At 50.2% G+C, this 17,366-nt stretch carries 13 protein-coding genes and 1 rRNA gene; 9 read left to right on the forward strand and 5 right to left on the reverse strand.

What is annotated here, in order from left to right:
- The first annotated feature begins 41 nt into the window (after positions 1–41).
- Both rrf and LAT75_RS05685 read left to right on the forward strand, forming a co-directional pair.
- Positions 42–150, forward strand: a 5S ribosomal RNA gene (gene rrf / locus LAT75_RS05680).
- A 226-nt stretch (positions 151–376) separates the two neighbouring features.
- Positions 377–1,897, forward strand: a complete 1,521-nt coding sequence (locus LAT75_RS05685) for an acyl-CoA dehydrogenase family protein (protein ID WP_291481666.1) — start codon at positions 377–379, stop codon at positions 1,895–1,897.
- Positions 1,898–1,980: 83 nt separating this feature from the next.
- On the opposite strand, the gene LAT75_RS05690 is transcribed toward LAT75_RS05685, so the two are convergent.
- Positions 1,981–2,433, reverse strand: a complete 453-nt coding sequence (locus LAT75_RS05690) for an OsmC family protein (RefSeq protein ID WP_291481667.1) — start codon at positions 2,431–2,433, stop codon at positions 1,981–1,983.
- A 120-nt stretch (positions 2,434–2,553) separates the two neighbouring features.
- On the opposite strand from LAT75_RS05690, the gene LAT75_RS05695 reads away from it, so the two are divergent.
- The 4 genes from LAT75_RS05695 (at position 2,554) to LAT75_RS05710 (ending at position 8,899) form a co-directional block, all read left to right on the forward strand.
- Positions 2,554–3,261 carry a Sir2 family NAD-dependent protein deacetylase gene (locus LAT75_RS05695; RefSeq protein ID WP_291481668.1) on the forward strand — a complete coding sequence of 236 codons (708 nt, stop codon included), beginning with the start codon at positions 2,554–2,556 and terminating at the stop codon, positions 3,259–3,261.
- Positions 3,254–4,168 carry a GDSL-type esterase/lipase family protein gene (locus LAT75_RS05700; RefSeq protein WP_291481669.1) on the forward strand — a complete coding sequence of 305 codons (915 nt, stop codon included), beginning with the start codon at positions 3,254–3,256 and terminating at the stop codon, positions 4,166–4,168. Before LAT75_RS05695 ends, LAT75_RS05700 begins: the two co-directional genes overlap by 8 nt.
- Before the next feature lie 767 nt (positions 4,169–4,935).
- Entirely contained in the window at positions 4,936–6,957 is a 2,022-nt protein-coding gene (locus LAT75_RS05705) for a DUF3857 domain-containing protein (protein ID WP_291481670.1), read from the forward strand.
- A 10-nt stretch (positions 6,958–6,967) separates the two neighbouring features.
- Positions 6,968–8,899 (forward strand): DUF3857 domain-containing transglutaminase family protein, encoded by a 1,932-nt coding sequence (locus tag LAT75_RS05710; RefSeq protein WP_291481671.1) that lies wholly within the window; start codon positions 6,968–6,970, stop codon positions 8,897–8,899.
- Between the two features lie 324 nt (positions 8,900–9,223).
- Here LAT75_RS05710 and LAT75_RS05715 read toward each other — a convergent pair whose 3' ends face one another.
- The 3 genes from LAT75_RS05715 to LAT75_RS05725 all read right to left on the reverse strand — a co-directional run bounded on the left by LAT75_RS05715 (position 9,224) and on the right by LAT75_RS05725 (position 12,547).
- Positions 9,224–9,928 carry a hypothetical protein gene (locus tag LAT75_RS05715; protein ID WP_291481672.1) on the reverse strand — a complete coding sequence of 235 codons (705 nt, stop codon included), beginning with the start codon at positions 9,926–9,928 and terminating at the stop codon, positions 9,224–9,226.
- 22 nt (positions 9,929–9,950) lie between these two features.
- Positions 9,951–10,643 carry an SDR family oxidoreductase gene (locus tag LAT75_RS05720; protein ID WP_291481673.1) on the reverse strand — a complete coding sequence of 231 codons (693 nt, stop codon included), beginning with the start codon at positions 10,641–10,643 and terminating at the stop codon, positions 9,951–9,953.
- Between the two features lie 152 nt (positions 10,644–10,795).
- On the reverse strand, positions 10,796–12,547 hold the full coding sequence (locus tag LAT75_RS05725; RefSeq protein ID WP_291481674.1) for an aromatic amino acid hydroxylase: 1,752 nt from the start codon (positions 12,545–12,547) through the stop codon (positions 10,796–10,798).
- A gap of 313 nt (positions 12,548–12,860) precedes the next feature.
- On the opposite strand from LAT75_RS05725, the gene hisC reads away from it, so the two are divergent.
- From hisC to LAT75_RS05740, 3 genes are all read left to right on the forward strand, one after another.
- Positions 12,861–13,967: a histidinol-phosphate transaminase gene (gene hisC, locus LAT75_RS05730; protein ID WP_291481675.1), complete on the forward strand. Its 1,107-nt coding sequence runs from the start codon at positions 12,861–12,863 to the stop codon at positions 13,965–13,967.
- Positions 13,968–14,625: 658 nt separating this feature from the next.
- Complete coding sequence (locus LAT75_RS05735) at positions 14,626–15,543, forward strand: HNH endonuclease (RefSeq protein WP_291481676.1); 918 nt, start codon at positions 14,626–14,628, stop codon at positions 15,541–15,543.
- A 6-nt stretch (positions 15,544–15,549) separates the two neighbouring features.
- A complete protein-coding gene (locus LAT75_RS05740; RefSeq protein ID WP_291481677.1) occupies positions 15,550–15,726 on the forward strand; it encodes a hypothetical protein in 177 nt (58 codons plus the stop codon).
- Between the two features lie 113 nt (positions 15,727–15,839).
- Here the strand turns inward: LAT75_RS05740 and LAT75_RS05745 are convergent, their stop codons facing one another.
- Entirely contained in the window at positions 15,840–17,330 is a 1,491-nt protein-coding gene (locus LAT75_RS05745) for an ABC transporter substrate-binding protein (protein WP_291481678.1), read from the reverse strand.
- Between the last annotated feature and the right edge of the window lie 36 nt (positions 17,331–17,366).

A 17,366-nucleotide genomic window follows, 5' to 3' on the forward strand; every position in this document is an offset into this window, starting at 1 on the left:
AAACACCCTCTTACAAACCCCCAACGTCATCCCCCTTTTGATGAGGTGGCTGCAGCGGGGAGGCCACACCCGTTCCCATACCGAACACGGCCGTTAAGCTCCCCAGCGCCAATGGTACTGCATCCGCGGAAGAGTAGGTCGCCGCCTCATCATCCTTTCTCTATACAACAAAAAGCTCTGTCCCTAATATCCGGTACAGAGCTTTTTTTGTTTTCAATATGTTGAACAGAACGATAATGAGTATTCTTTTGTCGTATTATTGGATAAGAGTGTTCAAGAAATAACACTATTCATATGTAAAATTTAATCATCACTACTTTGATTTAAGTATTGCATATTTATCTTTCGTCCTTACTCTAAATCAACCCATAATAGTGTGAATCAACAGGAAACAAATACAGGTACCTATTCTGTGGAAGCTTTTTCCGCTTTTATTCAAAAATTTCAGGAAACACTTTCTTCTGTTTTTAGTGAAGAAAAGAATGTTAAGGATACGAGTATCAACCGGGGTGTTCCCGGTATGGTAATGCGAGATGTTTTGGACTGTAAACCATTGTCGGTTTTCATCCCGCAAGAATATGAAGGAAGAGGCACAGACACGGCTGAGTGTCTTAAAGTTCTTGAAGTTGCCTCTTATCACAGTTTGCCGCTCAGTTTGATGATCGGTATCAACGGCGCTCTTTTTCTGCAGCCTTTATCTCTTTATGGACAGGAATCCTTAAAGAAAAAGGTTTACTACGATTTTATTCATAACCGCAAAATGGGCGGTTTGATGATTACCGAGCCAAAATACGGTTCTGATGCCCTTCACATGCAGACCAAATTTTCTGAAAGTGACAAGGGTTTCCATATTGAAGGTACCAAGCATTGGGCCGGTCTTACAGGCTGGGCTGATTACTGGTTGCTAACCGCACGCAGAGAGGATAAGAATGGTAACCTTAGCCGGGATATTGAATTCTTTGTACACAATAAGGAGGCTGGGGGCATTGAAGTTACCGAGGTATTTAATAATCTGGGGCTATATATGCTTCCGTATGGCCGAAATAAGATTAATACCTCACTCAGTCCAGAATCTAAACTTGAACCCAGAACGACCGGCGTAAAGATGATGCTCGATATTCTTCATCGTTCACGTTTGCAGTTCCCTGGTATGGCCATGGGCTTTATCAAACGGAATATGGATGAGGCAATTAAGCATTGCTCTGAACGGATGGTCGGGAATAAGCCTCTTTTCAGTTACGATCAGGTGCAAGAGCGTATTTCCAAGCTTCAATCGTTCTTTACAACTTGTTCGGCAATGTGCGCTTACACTTCTGAAAACGCCAAAATGAACATGGATCTTGCAAGAGCTGATCTTCAGGCTAATACGATCAAAACACTTGTTACAGATTATATGCAGGAATCTGCACAATCACTGCTTCAGCTTGTAGGTGCCATCGGGTACCGGCAGGAGCACGTAGCCGGAAAAGGCACGATTGACAGCCGCCCGTTTCAGATTTTTGAAGGATCAAACGACATCCTCTATCAGCAAATCACGGAGTCTGTGGTTAAATCGATGCGCAAAATGAAGGAAACAAACCTGCTTAGCTTCCTTAAGCAGCACGAACTTAGTCTTAAGTCTTCTGACCGGCTTACTAAAGTGCTCGATATTAATATTGATTATGCTAACCTGAGTCAGCGTAAGCTCGTTGACCTTGGACGTGCGCTGGCACGCGTATTTTCAATGAATTTTGTGATAACGCTCGGTGAAAAAGGTTTCCGCAGCGATCTTATTCAAAACAGCATCGATCATTTATCTCAGGAAATCAGTCAGTTTGTGAATGCATTTCAGAATAAAAAAGAACTGAGCGTCGTAGCAGATTATCACGATGAAAGTAACTGGGCGAATTACTTATAAAGTCTAAGCTCTAAGCTTTCACTGTGCGATATTAAAAAGCCATTTTGCCGGTTTCTTTTTGCGGCAAAATGGCTTTTTTTTATTTAAAGACGTTCCACAATGCTTTCCATTGGGCAGCTTCGTTTCATCATCAGATTTACCGGGCATTTTTCGGCAATAATTGCAGCACGGCTCAGGAGCTTATCTTCCATGTCTGATTTGATGTAGATTTTCTTAAAAATCTTGCGCACTTTGCCATTGTTGGCCATGGCTTTGAGCTCTTCAGAGGCTGTATCTTTATCGATAGCCATCAGCTCATGGGTGATGTGCACTTCAATCTTTTCCCAGTCCAGCTTTTTGTGGGCAAAGTAAATTTTGAGGGTCATTGCCGTACAGGCGCCAAGACCACCCAGCGCTATGGATACCGGATCAGCTGCTTTATCGGTGCCGCCGGCCTCGATGGGTTCATCAGCGATTGAAGTATGTGATCCTGCCTTGATTTCGGTATAAAAACCTTTCTCAGATTCGAGAACTGAAATAATTTTATTTTGTGCCATTTGTATTCTTGAATACTTAGAAACAACCTCCGGAAGCGCTCATTGAGGCAGTTTCCTGATGGTTATTGTTTATATTAGTACTTAGTTATTTGAATATCTGACTCAGAAAATAAGCAATTTATGGCCCATAAAAAAAAGACCATAGTCGTACTTACCGGCGCCGGTGTAAGTGCTGAAAGCGGCATCAAAACCTTTAGGGACTCTGACGGCCTTTGGGAAGGCTTCAACGTTGATGAAGTAGCAACTGCTGATGCCTGGCGCTGGAACAAAGAAAAAATGCTGGAATTCTATAATCAGCGCAGGGCACAGGCCGCTTCTGTAGAACCAAATGCGGCACATTTGGCCCTTCGGGAGTTGGAAGAGCATTTTAACGTGCATATCGTTACCCAAAATGTGGACTCTCTTCACGAGCGGGCAGGTTCTTCTCAGGTTCTGCACCTGCACGGCAAACTGTCGGAAGTGAAAAGCTCCGTTGACGACAGCCTCATTTTCGATGTGGGCGATAAGCCCGTTCACCTTGGGGATAAGTGCCCGAAAGGTTCTCAGCTGCGACCTAATGTGGTGTGGTTTGGCGAGCAGGTTCCGGAAATTCCGAATGCACAGCGTATTATGGCCAAAGCCGACATCTGCCTGATTGTTGGCACGTCTCTTGTAGTGTACCCGGCCGCCGCGCTGGTTTACGATGTTCCGGTGCAGGCTCCGGTTTTTGTAGTTGACCCCTCCAAACCTGCGGAATTCATTTTCGACCGCGAAATTACTTTTATTGAAAAACGGGCTTCGGAAGGTGTTCCGGAGCTTGTATCACACCTGATTCAAAATTATGTCTGAACTTACCAAAACAGAACAGGAACAGCAGGTAATCAGAGAATATCTCCTGCCTTACCTTAACCTTGAAAAGGAATTCCCGCTGTTGCCGGGTGCCCAAACTGCGGAGGGCGTTGCCGGTTTTATCGGCATCAGCCCCAAAGACCTTGCCGATGCACGGGCCGGCTGCGATGAGCAGGCCGAGCTTGCTGCGGAGGAGCTCCTGAAAGACGAAGCCTTCGCTGAGCTTACCACGCGCTTGCCGTTTAAAAAAGGCGATTTGCTGGTTGCTTTGGGAGATGCTGCTACGGGTGACCTTCAGGGCTGGTTCGAAATTTTGCGGCATGTGCTGGAAATCAGCCGCCCCGGGCTTGAGCTCCGGTTCCGGAATGCAGCCGTTCGCGGCGATACCTCTTACGACGTGCTGCGGAGGCTCAACCGCGCCGTTGTGGATGCAAAAGCCTCCTGGGTTTTCGTATGCCTCGGTGCAAACGACGCCATGCGGCTCGGGGCTACTCCGGAACGGACCCTGGTTTCCCTTACAGATTTCTGGGAGAACCTGAACTCCATCGGGCAGGTTTGTGATGACGTAACCGGAAATCCGGCAGTGTGGGTTACGCCAACGCCGGTTCTGACGGCAGAGATGGAGAAGTTCGCCATTTTTGAAGGCATCATCGAAAATACCGACCTCAATCAGTTCAGGGAAGTTTTTGCCGGGCGCAAAGGCTTTATTGTTGACCCGCAGGGCCGACGCTTCGGCACCCCTCCTGATGTATGGAATTATCTCGCGGACGGTCTTCATCCATCCGTTGCAGGGCATTCCCTCACGGTGAAGAGTGTGCTCAAAACCCTTTACGAAAGAAAATCCGTCAAAAGCTCCCCCCTCGATTTTGGCATGAACGATGCTTTCTTTGCGGATGAGGACAGCTGATCTGCCCGGAAACACATCACCCGAATAAAAAAAGCCGGCCTGCACGCTAAAAAGTTGCAGTCCGGCTTTTTTGTATCAAAATGCCGGTGAATATAAATCGCAGGTTCACGGCAATCGGGAATAATCCCGGATAATAGCCCCCTGAGCAAGGGTTAATGCGATTGAAATGTATAGCCAAAAAACAGCTGCGTGGAACCGAAACTTCATAACTGACATTTGAAAAAGCTAACTAATCTTCATGAATTTGATTACAACCCGCACGGTATCTGTTGATTTGGAAGGAAAAAGTTGTCCAGCGGTTATTTGTGAATATTTTACAGGCAGGGTGTTTAATGGCGCCGTATATTAAATTCCATAAATTATAACGGCCCAAAAGTGAGTTACTAAATGGATTGGGTTATAAATTAAAAGTATTAATTTTATATTGAATGTGCTTAAATAAATTTATAAGTTATTTTGGTGTAAATAAACATATAAAAGAATGAGTATGTACCGGTATTAAGCCGTTTATTTTGAACCGGAATTAAAGCTCAGGTAAAGCCACTCTTCGGTTCTGCCCGGGTATTCACAGATTCCCGAAAACCTGATTAACAGACCAATAACTTCTCTGAATCTCCCTACAGCTACTGATTTCGCAGGTTTATGAATAAAATATCTGCTATGAGTCGGGTATTGTTTGCCGGATTATCAGCTCAATCTCTACTTAATCCACTTAAATCATAGTCGTGCAGCTCTGGCTTAAGCTACGCGGCAAAACTAATTATGCTATGCCAATCCGATTATCGTTTCTGATTTTTGTAGTCCTCTTTATATTAACCTCAAAATTGTTTGCTGACAGCCCGATATCATGGGGCGATATTTCAGATCAGGAATGGGAAGTAATGTCTTTCCGGGACGATGATGAGGCTAAGGCCATTATTCTTGCTGATTACGGTGAAAACTATATCGATGAAAATGGTAATTCTATATTCAGAAGGCATGTGCGCATCAAAATCCTAAACCCGGATGAGTCAGAGTTTACCGATGTTGTACTTTCTACAATACGGGAAGACCGCCGGCAGAGCCTCAGTAACCTGAGGGCACAAACATTTAACCGTGATGAAAACGGCAGCGTTAGCCGCGACCGGCTGCGCCGCAGAGACTTTGACAGTGAGCCCGACGGGAGGTATGAAATAACCCGGTTCTCGTTACCAAATGTACGGGAAGGTTCTGTAATCGAGTATTCCTATGAGTTAACGACCAGAGGCCGGTTCATTATTCAGGGCTGGCATTTCCAAAGAAATGAGCCTACGCTGCACAGCGAATACCGGATTCTGATTCCTGAGGAGCTCATTTTCCAAAGGCACCTTATGGGCTTTGAACTCTTCGATACCGATGAAACCTCACAGGTGAATTCGGGCAGGGACTTTGGCGTAAATACCTTCAGAAGCGAGTCGTACACGCTTCATCGTATGGTTTTGAAAGATGCGCCGGCCATTCGCAACGAGCCCAACATGTCGTCGAGGGCAAATTACCTCAACCGGGTTACGTTTACGTTAACCGCTTATCTCGAACGCGGCCTCTACCGGAGAGACCTTGCCCAAACCTGGGATGACATTGCAGAGCGGCTTGGTGATATCCCCGTATTTGACGGGCAAATCCGCTCCACAAGAGAAACCAGAGAACTTGCTGAAAGGCTTACTGCCGGAAGCAGCACTGATTTGGAGAAAGCGAGGGCGCTGTATAATTATGTGGCCGGCGAAATCACCTGGAATAACAGATACAGTATTTATGCTACCGACCGTAACGGTGTGCGCGATGCCATGAGAAACCTCAGCGGTAACTCGGCAGAAAAAGCGCTCACGCTGCTTGTTTTGCTGCGCGACGCCGGAATTGAGGCTAACCCGGTGCTCATAAATACAAGAAACAGGGGCTATGTAAACTGGAATAATCCTTCTCTTAATAATTTTAGCCATGTGCTTATTAAAACCAACCTGGAAGAAGGCAGCTTCCTGCTCGACCCGCTAGTTGATGCAGTTCCGTTCGGCTTGCTTAATATTGCGTCGCTGAATTATGACGGTCTTGTTATCGATAACAAAAGTGCGAGAAAAATTGGTATAAGTGCGGAGCAGGGTAGTGTTATTCAAACAATTGCTGTCGGAAACATTGATACCGACGGTATGATTAGCCTTCAGATGCAGATGCGCTATTCAGGCTATGCTGCAATAGCACAGCGTATGCGTATTAAGAATGAAGAAGAAGAGGCCTATTTTAGGGAGCATATTCTCGGAAATAATCCTGATGTTGAATTGATTTCGCACGATATACGGAATCTGGATAATCCGGATGAGACACTTAGGCACCGCCTCGAGATTAAATCCGGCAGTTTTGTGTCGGTCGCAGGTGATATGATGTATATAAACCCGTTTATGATTTCACAGCGGACAAGTAACCCTTTCCGAAACAGGGTTCGTAATTTTCCGGTTGAGTTTCCTTATGGAATCGAAAACAACTACAGCGTTACCCTTAATCTGCCTGTTGGCTATGAATTAGAGTATATGCCGGAATCTCAGATTATAAGGCTTGGCGACCAAACCGCCTACCTGCTTCAGATTGAGCAATTGGGGAACATCATTCAGCTAAACTCGCGCCTGATTCGTAATGACGTTTTCTTTGATGCCGGCAAATACGACGATATTCGTAATTTTTATGCTGATATTGTGGATTTGAACAACGAGCAGATAATCCTTAGAAAAGTTGCTGAAGCTCCGGCTTCAGATGCTCCTGAGAGTGCCGGTGAAAACAACTAAGGTGCCGGGTATGAGCAGGAAACTTTTCGCGCTTTATATCGCAGCCTTATTTATTCAGGGCCTCTTCGCCCACAGCACAGTACATGCCGGAAGCAACGATTTGCCCGTAAGCCAGGTGCCGGCTGAACTGCTGACCGATGCAGATGCTGTTGTACGCGAGCACAGCATGAGGTTTGTGTACGAGCAGCCCGGCAGGGGGGAGTTGCACGTGCGCAGGGTAATTACCGTGCTGAACCGGGAGGCGCGCACACACGGGGAGGTCTCACTCAGATATGACTCGTTCACGTCGGTACACAATATCAGCGCTGCATTGTATGATTCAGACGGAAACCGCATAAGGCGAATCAGGAACCGTGATATTGACGACCGCCCGGCCTTCAGCAATATTAATTTCGTGGATGATGCACGGCTGAAATCTTTCGAACTGTTTCACAATCAGTACCCCTACAACATCGAGCTCGAATATACTATTCGGTTTAGAGGGTTTATTAATCTGCCGGGTTTTGTACCTCAGGCAAACGAGCGCTTGTCGGTACAAAACGCACGTTTTGAAGTAACGCTGCCCGTACTACAGCCGGTTGAGTTCCGCACGTTTAATATTGAAAATGCGGAACCGGCGGAAGAGCTTCGGGGAGGTAACCGCAAGCTAAGCTGGGAGCTGAATAATCTGCCCGTAATCAGGCGTGAAGCCTACGGCCCCCGGGTACGTGATTTGATACCGCTGATACTGATCAAAAGCGATGAGTTCAGCATGAACGGTGAAAATGGCTCTCTGCAAAGCTGGAACGACTTTGGTGCCTGGGTTAACGGACTCTGGAGCGGCAGGCAGGGGCTCACACCCGAAACCATTTCACGAATCGAACAAATCGCAGCTTCCCATCAGTCTCAGGAAGAAATTATCATGGCGCTGTATTCCTATTTGCAGCGAAACAGCCGCTATGTGAGCATTCAGCTCGGAATCGGAGGCTGGCAGACCGAAACAGCCTTATTCACGGATCAAAACCGGTATGGGGATTGTAAGGCGCTTACAAACATGCTCAAGGCCATGCTCGATGTAGCCGGAATCCCCTCTTACCCTGCCCTGATTGCGTCAGGTGATGCGCACAGGGAAATTGATCCCGCGTTTCCGTTCAACTCTTTCAACCATGCTATTCTGATGGTACCGCTGGAGAGCGATACACTCTGGATTGAATCAACCAGTAATATTTTCCCGCCGGGTTACATCGGCAGGGCAAATCACGACCGTTACACGCTGGTTTTTAATGATAACGGAGGTACCCTCGTGCGTACGCCGTTTTTAGGTCCCGAGCAAAACTTTCAGCAGCGTAAGGCGGATATCAGCATCCTGCCAAATGGAACGGCCAGCGCCCGTATTAACACCCGATACGGCGGCCATCAGCATGAAAGCATCCGCTACATGGCCGGATTGCAGCGCGGTGCGCAGGCAACAAGGGTTGAAAGGCTGCTGGCTCTTAACAGAGCTGAGATCAGGGAGTTTCAGGTTGAAGCAGACCCGCTTGCTGCGTTCGCCGGAGTTTTTGCTGAACTGGAAGTGCCCTCATTCGGCAGACGCATGGGAAACCGGATTTTTATTGTTCCGAATATGTTCGAAAACCACATGAGGGTTGCCCCTGCTGTACAGAACAGGCAGCAGGCGGTGCACCTGAACATGAACTATTCCGATAGAGATGAGCTCGTTTATAAGCTGCCGGATAATTTCGTGATTGAAGCCTTACCGGCATCCGTTTCTCATGAAACCTCATTTGGCCGGTATGAGGTAACGTACAGGTATGATGATGAAACCCATAGCCTGATTTATACCCGCGAGTTACGCTTTGAGCCTGCCGTATTGCCGGCTGAAAAATATGAGCTTTTTCTTGATTTCACTGCCGTTGTGGCACGAAATGATCAGGCGCAGCTTGTTCTGGTGCAGGCTGACTGATTCACCTTTCAATCAGTTTTATGCAAAAAGGCTGCTTCTTTCCGGGAGCAGCCTTTTTGTTTTGGAATTGATTAGCGGGTAAAAATCCGGTTTTCAGAGAAGCATTCCCGAAGAGCACCTAAAGAACAGGCTACACCTGCGGCTGCCGGAAAAAAGAAGCCTCCGGCAGTATAGGGGCTGCCGGAGGCTTACAATATGGCATCATAAAAAAACAAATCACGCCTTTTGTGCCGGCTATCAGCCTGAGATAACTGAAGGAAAGAATGAAAACCGATCATCGCCCCCCCAAATCTACGGTACTGACGGCTGCTTTACCTGCCCGGTTCAGAATCGTGCTGAAAACCGGATCATTTCAAGGCCGGCGGTCTGGTTTATAGAGGTCAGGTTTCCGTTTGGGGTTATGACTGTATGCCCGTACACCGTGGGCTGAAGGGCGCTGAAGCTGCTGTTCCCGATGCGGCCGAGCGATATCAGGCCGGTAGACGCCTGACCCTGCGCTGAGGCGCCCTGATGCGCGTAATCAAAGAACTCACCATTTGCACCGGAACCCGGCGCGGCGTGGTAAAACGCATCATAAAGCCCGAAAGCGAAGCCGCCAAATGCACCAACGCCTGCCCCATACTGCACCCCTTTCAGGATGCGGGTATCGCCGATCAGCGCGATGGCAATCCCAAGCAGCGCGCCTGTGCCGGCTCCGTAAATCGTGTCGATAAAAATGATGGCGCCGGAAAATGGTGCTGCATTAAAAAAGCCGTTCAGGCTGTTGCCCTGCGCGATAGTTGCCGCATCGTAGATACCGACCCCGAAACCGAACAGGGTTCCGAAACCAACGCCTACCATAATCGGGCGGTGACTGTTGCTGTTTGCCAGGGCCATGCCTGCGCCGCCAAGAGCTGCGCCCGTTGCTGCACCCATCAGGGTGTTACCGGCTACAACGTTCAGGGATTGTGCCTGAGCCTGCTGTGCCGGCTGAAAGCCCAGCAGCAGCAAAATGAGCAGGGCAGGTACGCTGTATGAAAAAAGTCTCATCTTTGTGAACAATGGAATAGGTTTAGGTTGGGTCTGCCAGGGAAACGGGTAGAACCCGGCCGTTAAAAAACTGATGGGCTTCCGAAGCAAAGTGCCCAATATACGCACCCATTTGGTGCGCTTCCACAGGGGCTTTAAATCCGGGAAAGGCCGCATCCAGCATTTCGGTTTGTACTGCGCCGAGGCACAAACAGTTCACGCATATTTTGCCGGCAGCGAGTTCGGCCGCCAGGCACTCTGTGAGGATGCTCAGCGCGCCTTTGGAGACCGAGTAGGCAGCAAGGCCCGGGAACTTGCTGCTGCCCTGAAAGCCGCCCATGCTGCCGATAAATACGACGTGCGAACCCGGGCTTAGCCGGCCGCTGCAGCTTTGTACCAGCCGCACGGCCGACATCAGGTTGGCATCGAGCAGGTACTGCCAGTCGGCATCGGTGGTTTCGCCAAAGGGCTTGTTGAGCAGCGCCCCCGCATTGTGGATGATGCCGTCCAGGCTGAGGTCAGCGGATTCGAGCATGCTGCTCAGGGCTTCATACGTTTGGGTTTCACACAAGTCGCCCGCCAGAATGTCGGCGGTTTCGGGCCACTGATTTTTGAGCTGCTGTAGTTTGTCTTCGCTGCGCGCCAGCGCGATTACGCGATGCCCCGCTTCAAGCAGCCATTTCGCGGTTTCGCGGCCGATCCCCCGGCTTGCTCCGGTTACAAGTATCGTTTTCATGATGAATGTTTTTTTATTAGGGTGATGTGTTTCGTGACGGTAAAAAGGTCATAGCATAAAAAAAGGGTGTCTGCGAAGGCAAACACCCTTAGAACTTACGGCATTTCAAAGACTTCTGAAATTTCCGGAATCCGCTCAGACCGGAGGCGGACTTATACGAGCCGCTCCAGACCGGCTGATATCACGTTTTCCAGCTGATCAGAATGCGATTTGAGCGCTTCCAGCTCGGCGGTGAGGGCCGTGCGGAGCATTTCACCCGAGCCGTTCAGGTTTTTGTTTACCAGCTCCAGAATCTCAAGGCGCGGCAGCCAGGCAAGCGGGTAGGCGATGTTCAGCTCGGCATGCAGCGAGGATAGCGCCGCCACATTCACCTTGCCTGAATCGCGCAGGTCCCGGATTTCCTGATAGATCTCGAACAGGCGAAGCTGCTGCGGGGTGTACTCATCCTTAATCGTCGTTTTGGTGGACTTCGGCGGATACACGTTGAACTTCTCCTTATCGGCGCTGCCGCTGTACACGGAAGCAATCCGTTCGCCAACGCACATGTCGTAAACGCCCCAGTCGGGCGCAAACAGGGTTTCGCCTTTGGGCCCGGTAACCGTGCAGTCGCTGAATTGCATTAGCAGCAGTTTGCCGTCGCGGCGGATGCTGTGGTTGAGAATGCCTTCCACCACGATCCCCGAAGCAAAAGCCAGGCGGCTGTGTTGGCCTGCAACGATGCCCAGGGCTTCGAGTTCGCCTTCGCTGAGGTCCTCGGGGGCTTTGCCGGTTCCGGAAAGCTTTCCGACTACGGAGCTGTAGCCGTCGGTGTGATAGTCAGTGCCGTGACCCTCAAGCTCGGTATCGGCGTACGAAAGCTGTGTTGGGCCGCTGGTTTTGAGGTAGATTTCGTGGCCGGCTTCGTCCGTCATCAGCTCGGTGAAGGTCCCTGAAACCTGAATGCCGGAGCTGTACACGCAGGTGCCTACATTTTCGCTGCCGATTACTCGCTGAATTGATTTCGCCCCGCCCGTGCGGAAACACATCTGATCGGCAAACTCCTCCAGCACATCCAGCAGGTGCTGGAAATCGCGGGCCACGAACAGCTGCGGCTGCATTTTGGTGATGTCGTAGTTGGTGTTCACGCAGTCAACGGTAAGCGGGATTTTCTTCACCTCAGGGCTCATACAGGCCTTGCTTTCCCCTACGGAGGAAAGAAGTCCGGCGCCGTAAAGTTTGAAGTCTTCCGGGGTGCCTACCAGCCCGTACTCTACCGTCCACCAGTGCATGCGCGAAAGCAGCGCGGCCTCAGAAGGTTCGGTATTGGCCGCGGTTTTCTCTTCGAGCACGCGCTCGGCTTCGGCAATCTGCTCTTCCGTAGCGTTGGGGTATTCTTTGATGATGGAGAGGTAGCGGATGGCCTCATAAATGTCGTAATCGAGCTTGGAGAAGACGGCCTTGGCGCCGTACTGCCCGAATTTTTGCAGGTATTCCGCGTAAAGGGGATCAGCGATGATGGGGGCATGACCCGCCGCTTCGTGCACGATATCGGGTGCGGGGGTGTACAGAATGTTGCCGATATTGCGCAGGTCGGCGGAGATTACCAGAATTTTGTGCTCCGAAAACTCCATGAAGGCGGCCGGAGGCACAAAGCCATCCACCACAACCGCCCGCCAGCCGATCTGCCCCAGCCGGTCGTTCATCTCGTTGATGTGCGGTACCGTATCGATGCTGATCCCCGTTTTTTTGAGCCCTTCGAGATAGGCTTCGTGTGCCACATTCTTGAGATAATCCACATTGCGGCGCATGATGTACCGCCAGGTAGCGTGGTGCTCGGGCGTGTACTCGCTGTAGTGCTGTTTCACCACGAACTGCCGCAGGTACGACGGAATTGATGCGATAACCTGATCTTGGGTTAGTTCCATTGCTTGAGATGATTAAGTTTGAATAAAAGCGCTTTTTTGAATTACACAGGCCAAAAATACGCAGAACACGCACGGATTTAATATTTATCTTGTTAATTCCCTTCAATATATCAGATGTATGGCTGCCCTGTGCGCCATCATTTGTAATAAAGATTTAAGGCAGCCTTTCAGGGCGGTACGTGACGCAAATTACAAGCCTGAAAGCTGTATTTTTTTACTTTCAGAAAAGGGAAGGGCTGAATCCGGAAACTGACCCGGCAAACCCGCAATCCCGCACAAATTGCAACTATTTATCTAACCTATCTGATTCACTGTGATTCCTGTTCCGAAACATATTCAGCAGCTCAAACCCTACGTAGCCGGCAAAACCATCGAAGAAGTGGTGGCGCAGTACAACCCCCCACGCATTTCCAAGCTGGCTTCCAACGAAAACCGCCTCGGTTGCAGCCAAAAAGCCAACGAAGCCGCCCTCAAAGCCCTGCCGGTGATCATGAACTATCCGGACCCGGCCTGCACCCTGCTCCGGCAGAAAATCTCGGAAAAGACCGGCATCCCGGCTGAGCGTATCATGCCCGGCAGCGGTTCGGAAGGCGTGATGCAGCTCATCATCAAAACCTTTTTCGAGCCGCACGAGCACGCCCTCACGGCTTCCGCCACTTTCATCGGCTTCACGGTGCTTATTAACAGCCGGGGCGTTGGCCTGCGGCAGCTTCCGCTCACCGCCGGGTACCGCTTCGATACCGCCGCCCTCGCCGATGCCATCACCCCGGATACCCGCATGGTGTACATCGCCAACCCGAACAACCCGACCGGCACCTACATCACCAAAACCGAATTCGAAGCCTTTATGGCACGCGTTCCGGACCATGTGATGGTGATTATGGATGAAGCCTACTACGAATTTGCCGCCGGACTCGATGATTACCCCGATGCGACCGGCTACGATTTCGACAACCTCATCACCCTGCGCACGTTCTCGAAAGCCTACGGACTCGCCGGTTACCGCATCGGCTACGGGCTTGCGCATCCCGACATCATCAAAACCCTGATGAAGGTGAAGCTGCCGTTCGAGCCAAGCCTGCCCGCTCAGTATGCCGCGATGGGCGCGCTCGAGGATGATGATTTCCTGCGCAAAACCCAGCAAATGGTCAAAAGCGGCCGCAACCGCCTGTACCGCTTCCTCACGGAAAAGGAAGTGACCTTCGTGCCCTCGGCTTCCAACTCTGTGATGATGGTGTTCGAAACCGAAGAGCAGGCCGCGCATTTCACTGAAGAAATGCTCAAGAAGGGCGTCATCCTGCGCAGGCTCCCCGGCTTCGGACTCCCGAACTGCGTACGCGTAACCGTCGGCCTCGATGCCGAAATGGACCATTTCGAAGAAGCCTTCGAAGCCGTGTACGAAAGCGTTAACCAATCCTGACCCAAGTACTCCAAGCGCCCGAAACCGGAAAGCGTGAAAAGAGGGTCATTTTTGGACCCGCTTACACGGCAGTTTTCGTTTTCTTTTTTTTAGGGCGACTCCGTGCGCATCACTGTCAGCTTTGCGGATACTGAACGACGGGCCCTGCGGAAAACGCCTTGCTTTTTGTTCCGCGTGTCGGTTAGTGCCAAAAAAGGCTGGTGTTGCTTAGTCCATTAAGCAGATTTGGTCTGGCCTCCGAGCTAACCAAACAGGATCCAAGTAAAGCGTCAGTGAAATCGGGTCTATTTTACAGTCATGCCTGCGGTATTATCCCTGTGATGAAAATTGTTTTGGCATCCCCAAAAGCACGGGATTAGCCGTAGGTGCGTGCGTGCTCTTTTACACCGCTGCTCCTGATGCGCACGGGGTTCAACCCAAAAAATCAAAACTCCGGTAATTCGGGTGCTGTTGGGCTGCAGGGTACAGGCCAAACCCCATCCCCAAAAAATAGGGCACCCAAATGTGGGTTAGCTGTGCTTTGCGGGGTTAAGCCGTGAAACATCACCGCAAGGGAGGGGGTAACAGAAGCGGCCGGGTCTGTTGTTCTTTAGTTGATTTATGCTAATTTAGGTGATGAAAACGGAACATTAATCTATTTTTGTAGAGGCTGCATCGCATGAGCTATGAGGCGGAGATGTTTGCGAAAATGCGTATGCCTTCAAGGGAGGAGGTTGAAGAGCAGCTGCTGATTGCGCTTTTCAAAAATGGGGGCGTTGTGAAGGAGTTTGCGAAGGGAGATGAAGTCGTTACCCAAATAGCTGACTTTTTTATGCTTAACAGCGAGCAGCGGTCGTTCGAACTGCAAACCGTTTACAGGAAAGAAAACCGCATCAAAAAATCTAATTTGTGGAATCGGCTGCTGTACCGGGCCGCGCACAGTCTTTCAAAGCAGAGTTTCGTTTCACTGCCATCGCAAACATTCAAAATTACAGGTCAAAAAGAGTGGATGCTCACTGAGAATGGCTTTGATGAAGCATTGAAACTGAGAGGATTACCTGAATCTGAAAAAGAAGTTCTTCCCATTAAATCATTTGAAGTTGAGCGATATTCGCAAAGGCTGATAAGTAAGCGTAAGCCGGCAAACTACAAGCCTTTTAGTATCCATGAAGCATCCGTTAAGCCATCACTTCAAAGCGTAAGACTCAGAAGTTTCAGGAGAGCTGTTATGCAGGCTTACAACTGTTCTTGTGCGGTCTGCGGTCTTAAGCTCAGGGCGCCTGACTCTGAAATATGGGAAGCAGAGGCGGCCCACATCATTCCGCATAGTGCTAAAGGAAAGGATGATGTTTGGAATGGTCTGTCACTTTGCAGATTACATCACTGGACATTTGATGTTGGCTGGTTTAGTGTGGCTAATAACCGGAAAATCATTGTTTCTGAGAAAATAGCTGATTTGCCGGATGAATCAGCTCAGATGTTTGGTAATAATGTGCTGGCCCAGCTGAAAGAAAAGGAGATAATCTTGCCGCTCAACCCCAATTTATGGCCCGATGAAAGTGCATTGGAATGGCACAGAAACCACGTTTTAAAATAAAAAGTGATGAGTGACAGAATAATTTATTCAATCAAAACCGAAGATCTTCAGACAGTAGCGCGCGAAGCTATCGGTCGGGCTTTGACAGAAGCGGAGATACTCAAAATTGAGGATTCAATTGCTGAAAGAATTCCCTGGTTCGAAATTATTGAAGGGGTAATCCATGAAAAAATTGACGTTTAGCGCTAATTCAGAATAACTCAGTCAGCCATAGGCTAACCTCAATACCCAACCGTGCTTTAGGTCAGGTTTGAGAAATCTGTCTGTCCTGCAAAAAACTGCGCAGTCCTTCCCACTTATTCAACTTCAAATTCCGAGAGCGAAATCCACCAGGGTACCTCATTTAAGGTGATGCCGCTGATGCCTGTTCGGTGCAGGCCGAAGTTTTGCTGGGTGAATTGTACGGCGGGCGGGTTGCTCGTGCCGAGGCCGAGGCTTCGGCTGTGGGTGTCGGCGGCCATGTAGAACAGCATGTCCCGGTTCGGGCGGTTCACAATCAGCAGGCTGACATCATGCGTGTCTGAAATCTGATTCAGCCAATATGCGGCTGCGTAGGTGGCATAGCCCGCGGGCCAGGCACCGGTGAGCACTTCAAAGCCATCGTTAAAGGCTGCATCGTCTGTGCCGGCTGCCAGATCTGCCCAGTGGGGGTGCAGCTCGAAAGAGAGGTTTGGAGGCAGTTCGGCGGCAAAATCATCCTGTAGCATGGGCCTGAGGATGCCTGCCGCAGTTCCGGCCTGTGTTCCCGCAAAGTTGTTTTCCATAAAGTAAAGCCCAAAGCGGGATGTAAAGGCGGGGAGCAGCTCGTATTGTGCAGCATAACCCGGCGCGAGCCCGTGCAGGGTTTCAGCCAGCAGCGTTTTTGCGGTCTGAGGGCCAATCTGCGGGATGAGGTCCACACGGGCGGAGCCCATCGCGGTGAACAGCGCGGCTTCGCTTTCAAAATATTTCCATTCCACAGCGGTGAGGCGCTCACCCGCCCGTGCAGGGCTGAAGTCGATGAAGTTACGCTCCAGTACAATCAGCGTATCGCCCGAAGCAGAAGCAAACTGAAACGCGCCAGTGCCCACCGGCTGCGAATGCAGCCCTGTGCTGCGGTGGTCAAACACTTCGCGCGGATAAATCACGGCGTAAGGGTGGGCAAGAAAAGCCGGGAAGTCCGGCTCAGGCTGATTCAGGGTGAAGCGCACCCGACTCTCGTCAAGAGCTTCGATGCCGCTGATTTCTCCGAATAAAATATCACGGTCAAAAAAGGTATGGCGTTCTTCCAGCAGGAAAGCCTCCATCCCTTTAATATAGTTGCTGAAAAAAGCTCCGGCATAAACGGGTACGTTGTACAGCGCCATACGCGCAAAAACAAACTCAACATCCGAGGCGAGCACGCTGCGGCCCCGGCCGGCTGCGAAGGCCGGGTCGTCGTGGAAGAAGGCGTCATCGCGCAGGGTGAAGGTGTACTGTAGCGAATCGGCGCTCACTTCCCAGCTTTCGGCCAGCAGCGGAACCGCCCGGCCATCGGCATCAAGGCCGGTGAGGCCGTCGTACACGAAGCGGATGAGCCGCTGTGCGCTTGTGTTGTGTGCAAACAGGGGGTCCATGCTGCCGGGTTTGTGCGTATCGCCTATGCGCAGGGTGAAGGGGTCTGATTGGGCTTCCTGTGCCGGTACTACCCCGGAAGGCTCAATTGTACGGGCCTGATCCCTTACCTGAACGGTTTCCGGAGTAGAACCGCAGGCCTGCAGCAGCAGGATGGCGGCCAAAATGGCGGACAGAGATAAAATTTTGCGCATAGCTTTGGGATGTGTTGGGTTTGTATGAGAAATAAA

This window comes from Cyclonatronum sp., assembly GCF_022565315.1.
In the GTDB taxonomy this organism is placed as follows: domain Bacteria; phylum Bacteroidota; class Rhodothermia; order Balneolales; family Cyclonatronaceae; genus Cyclonatronum.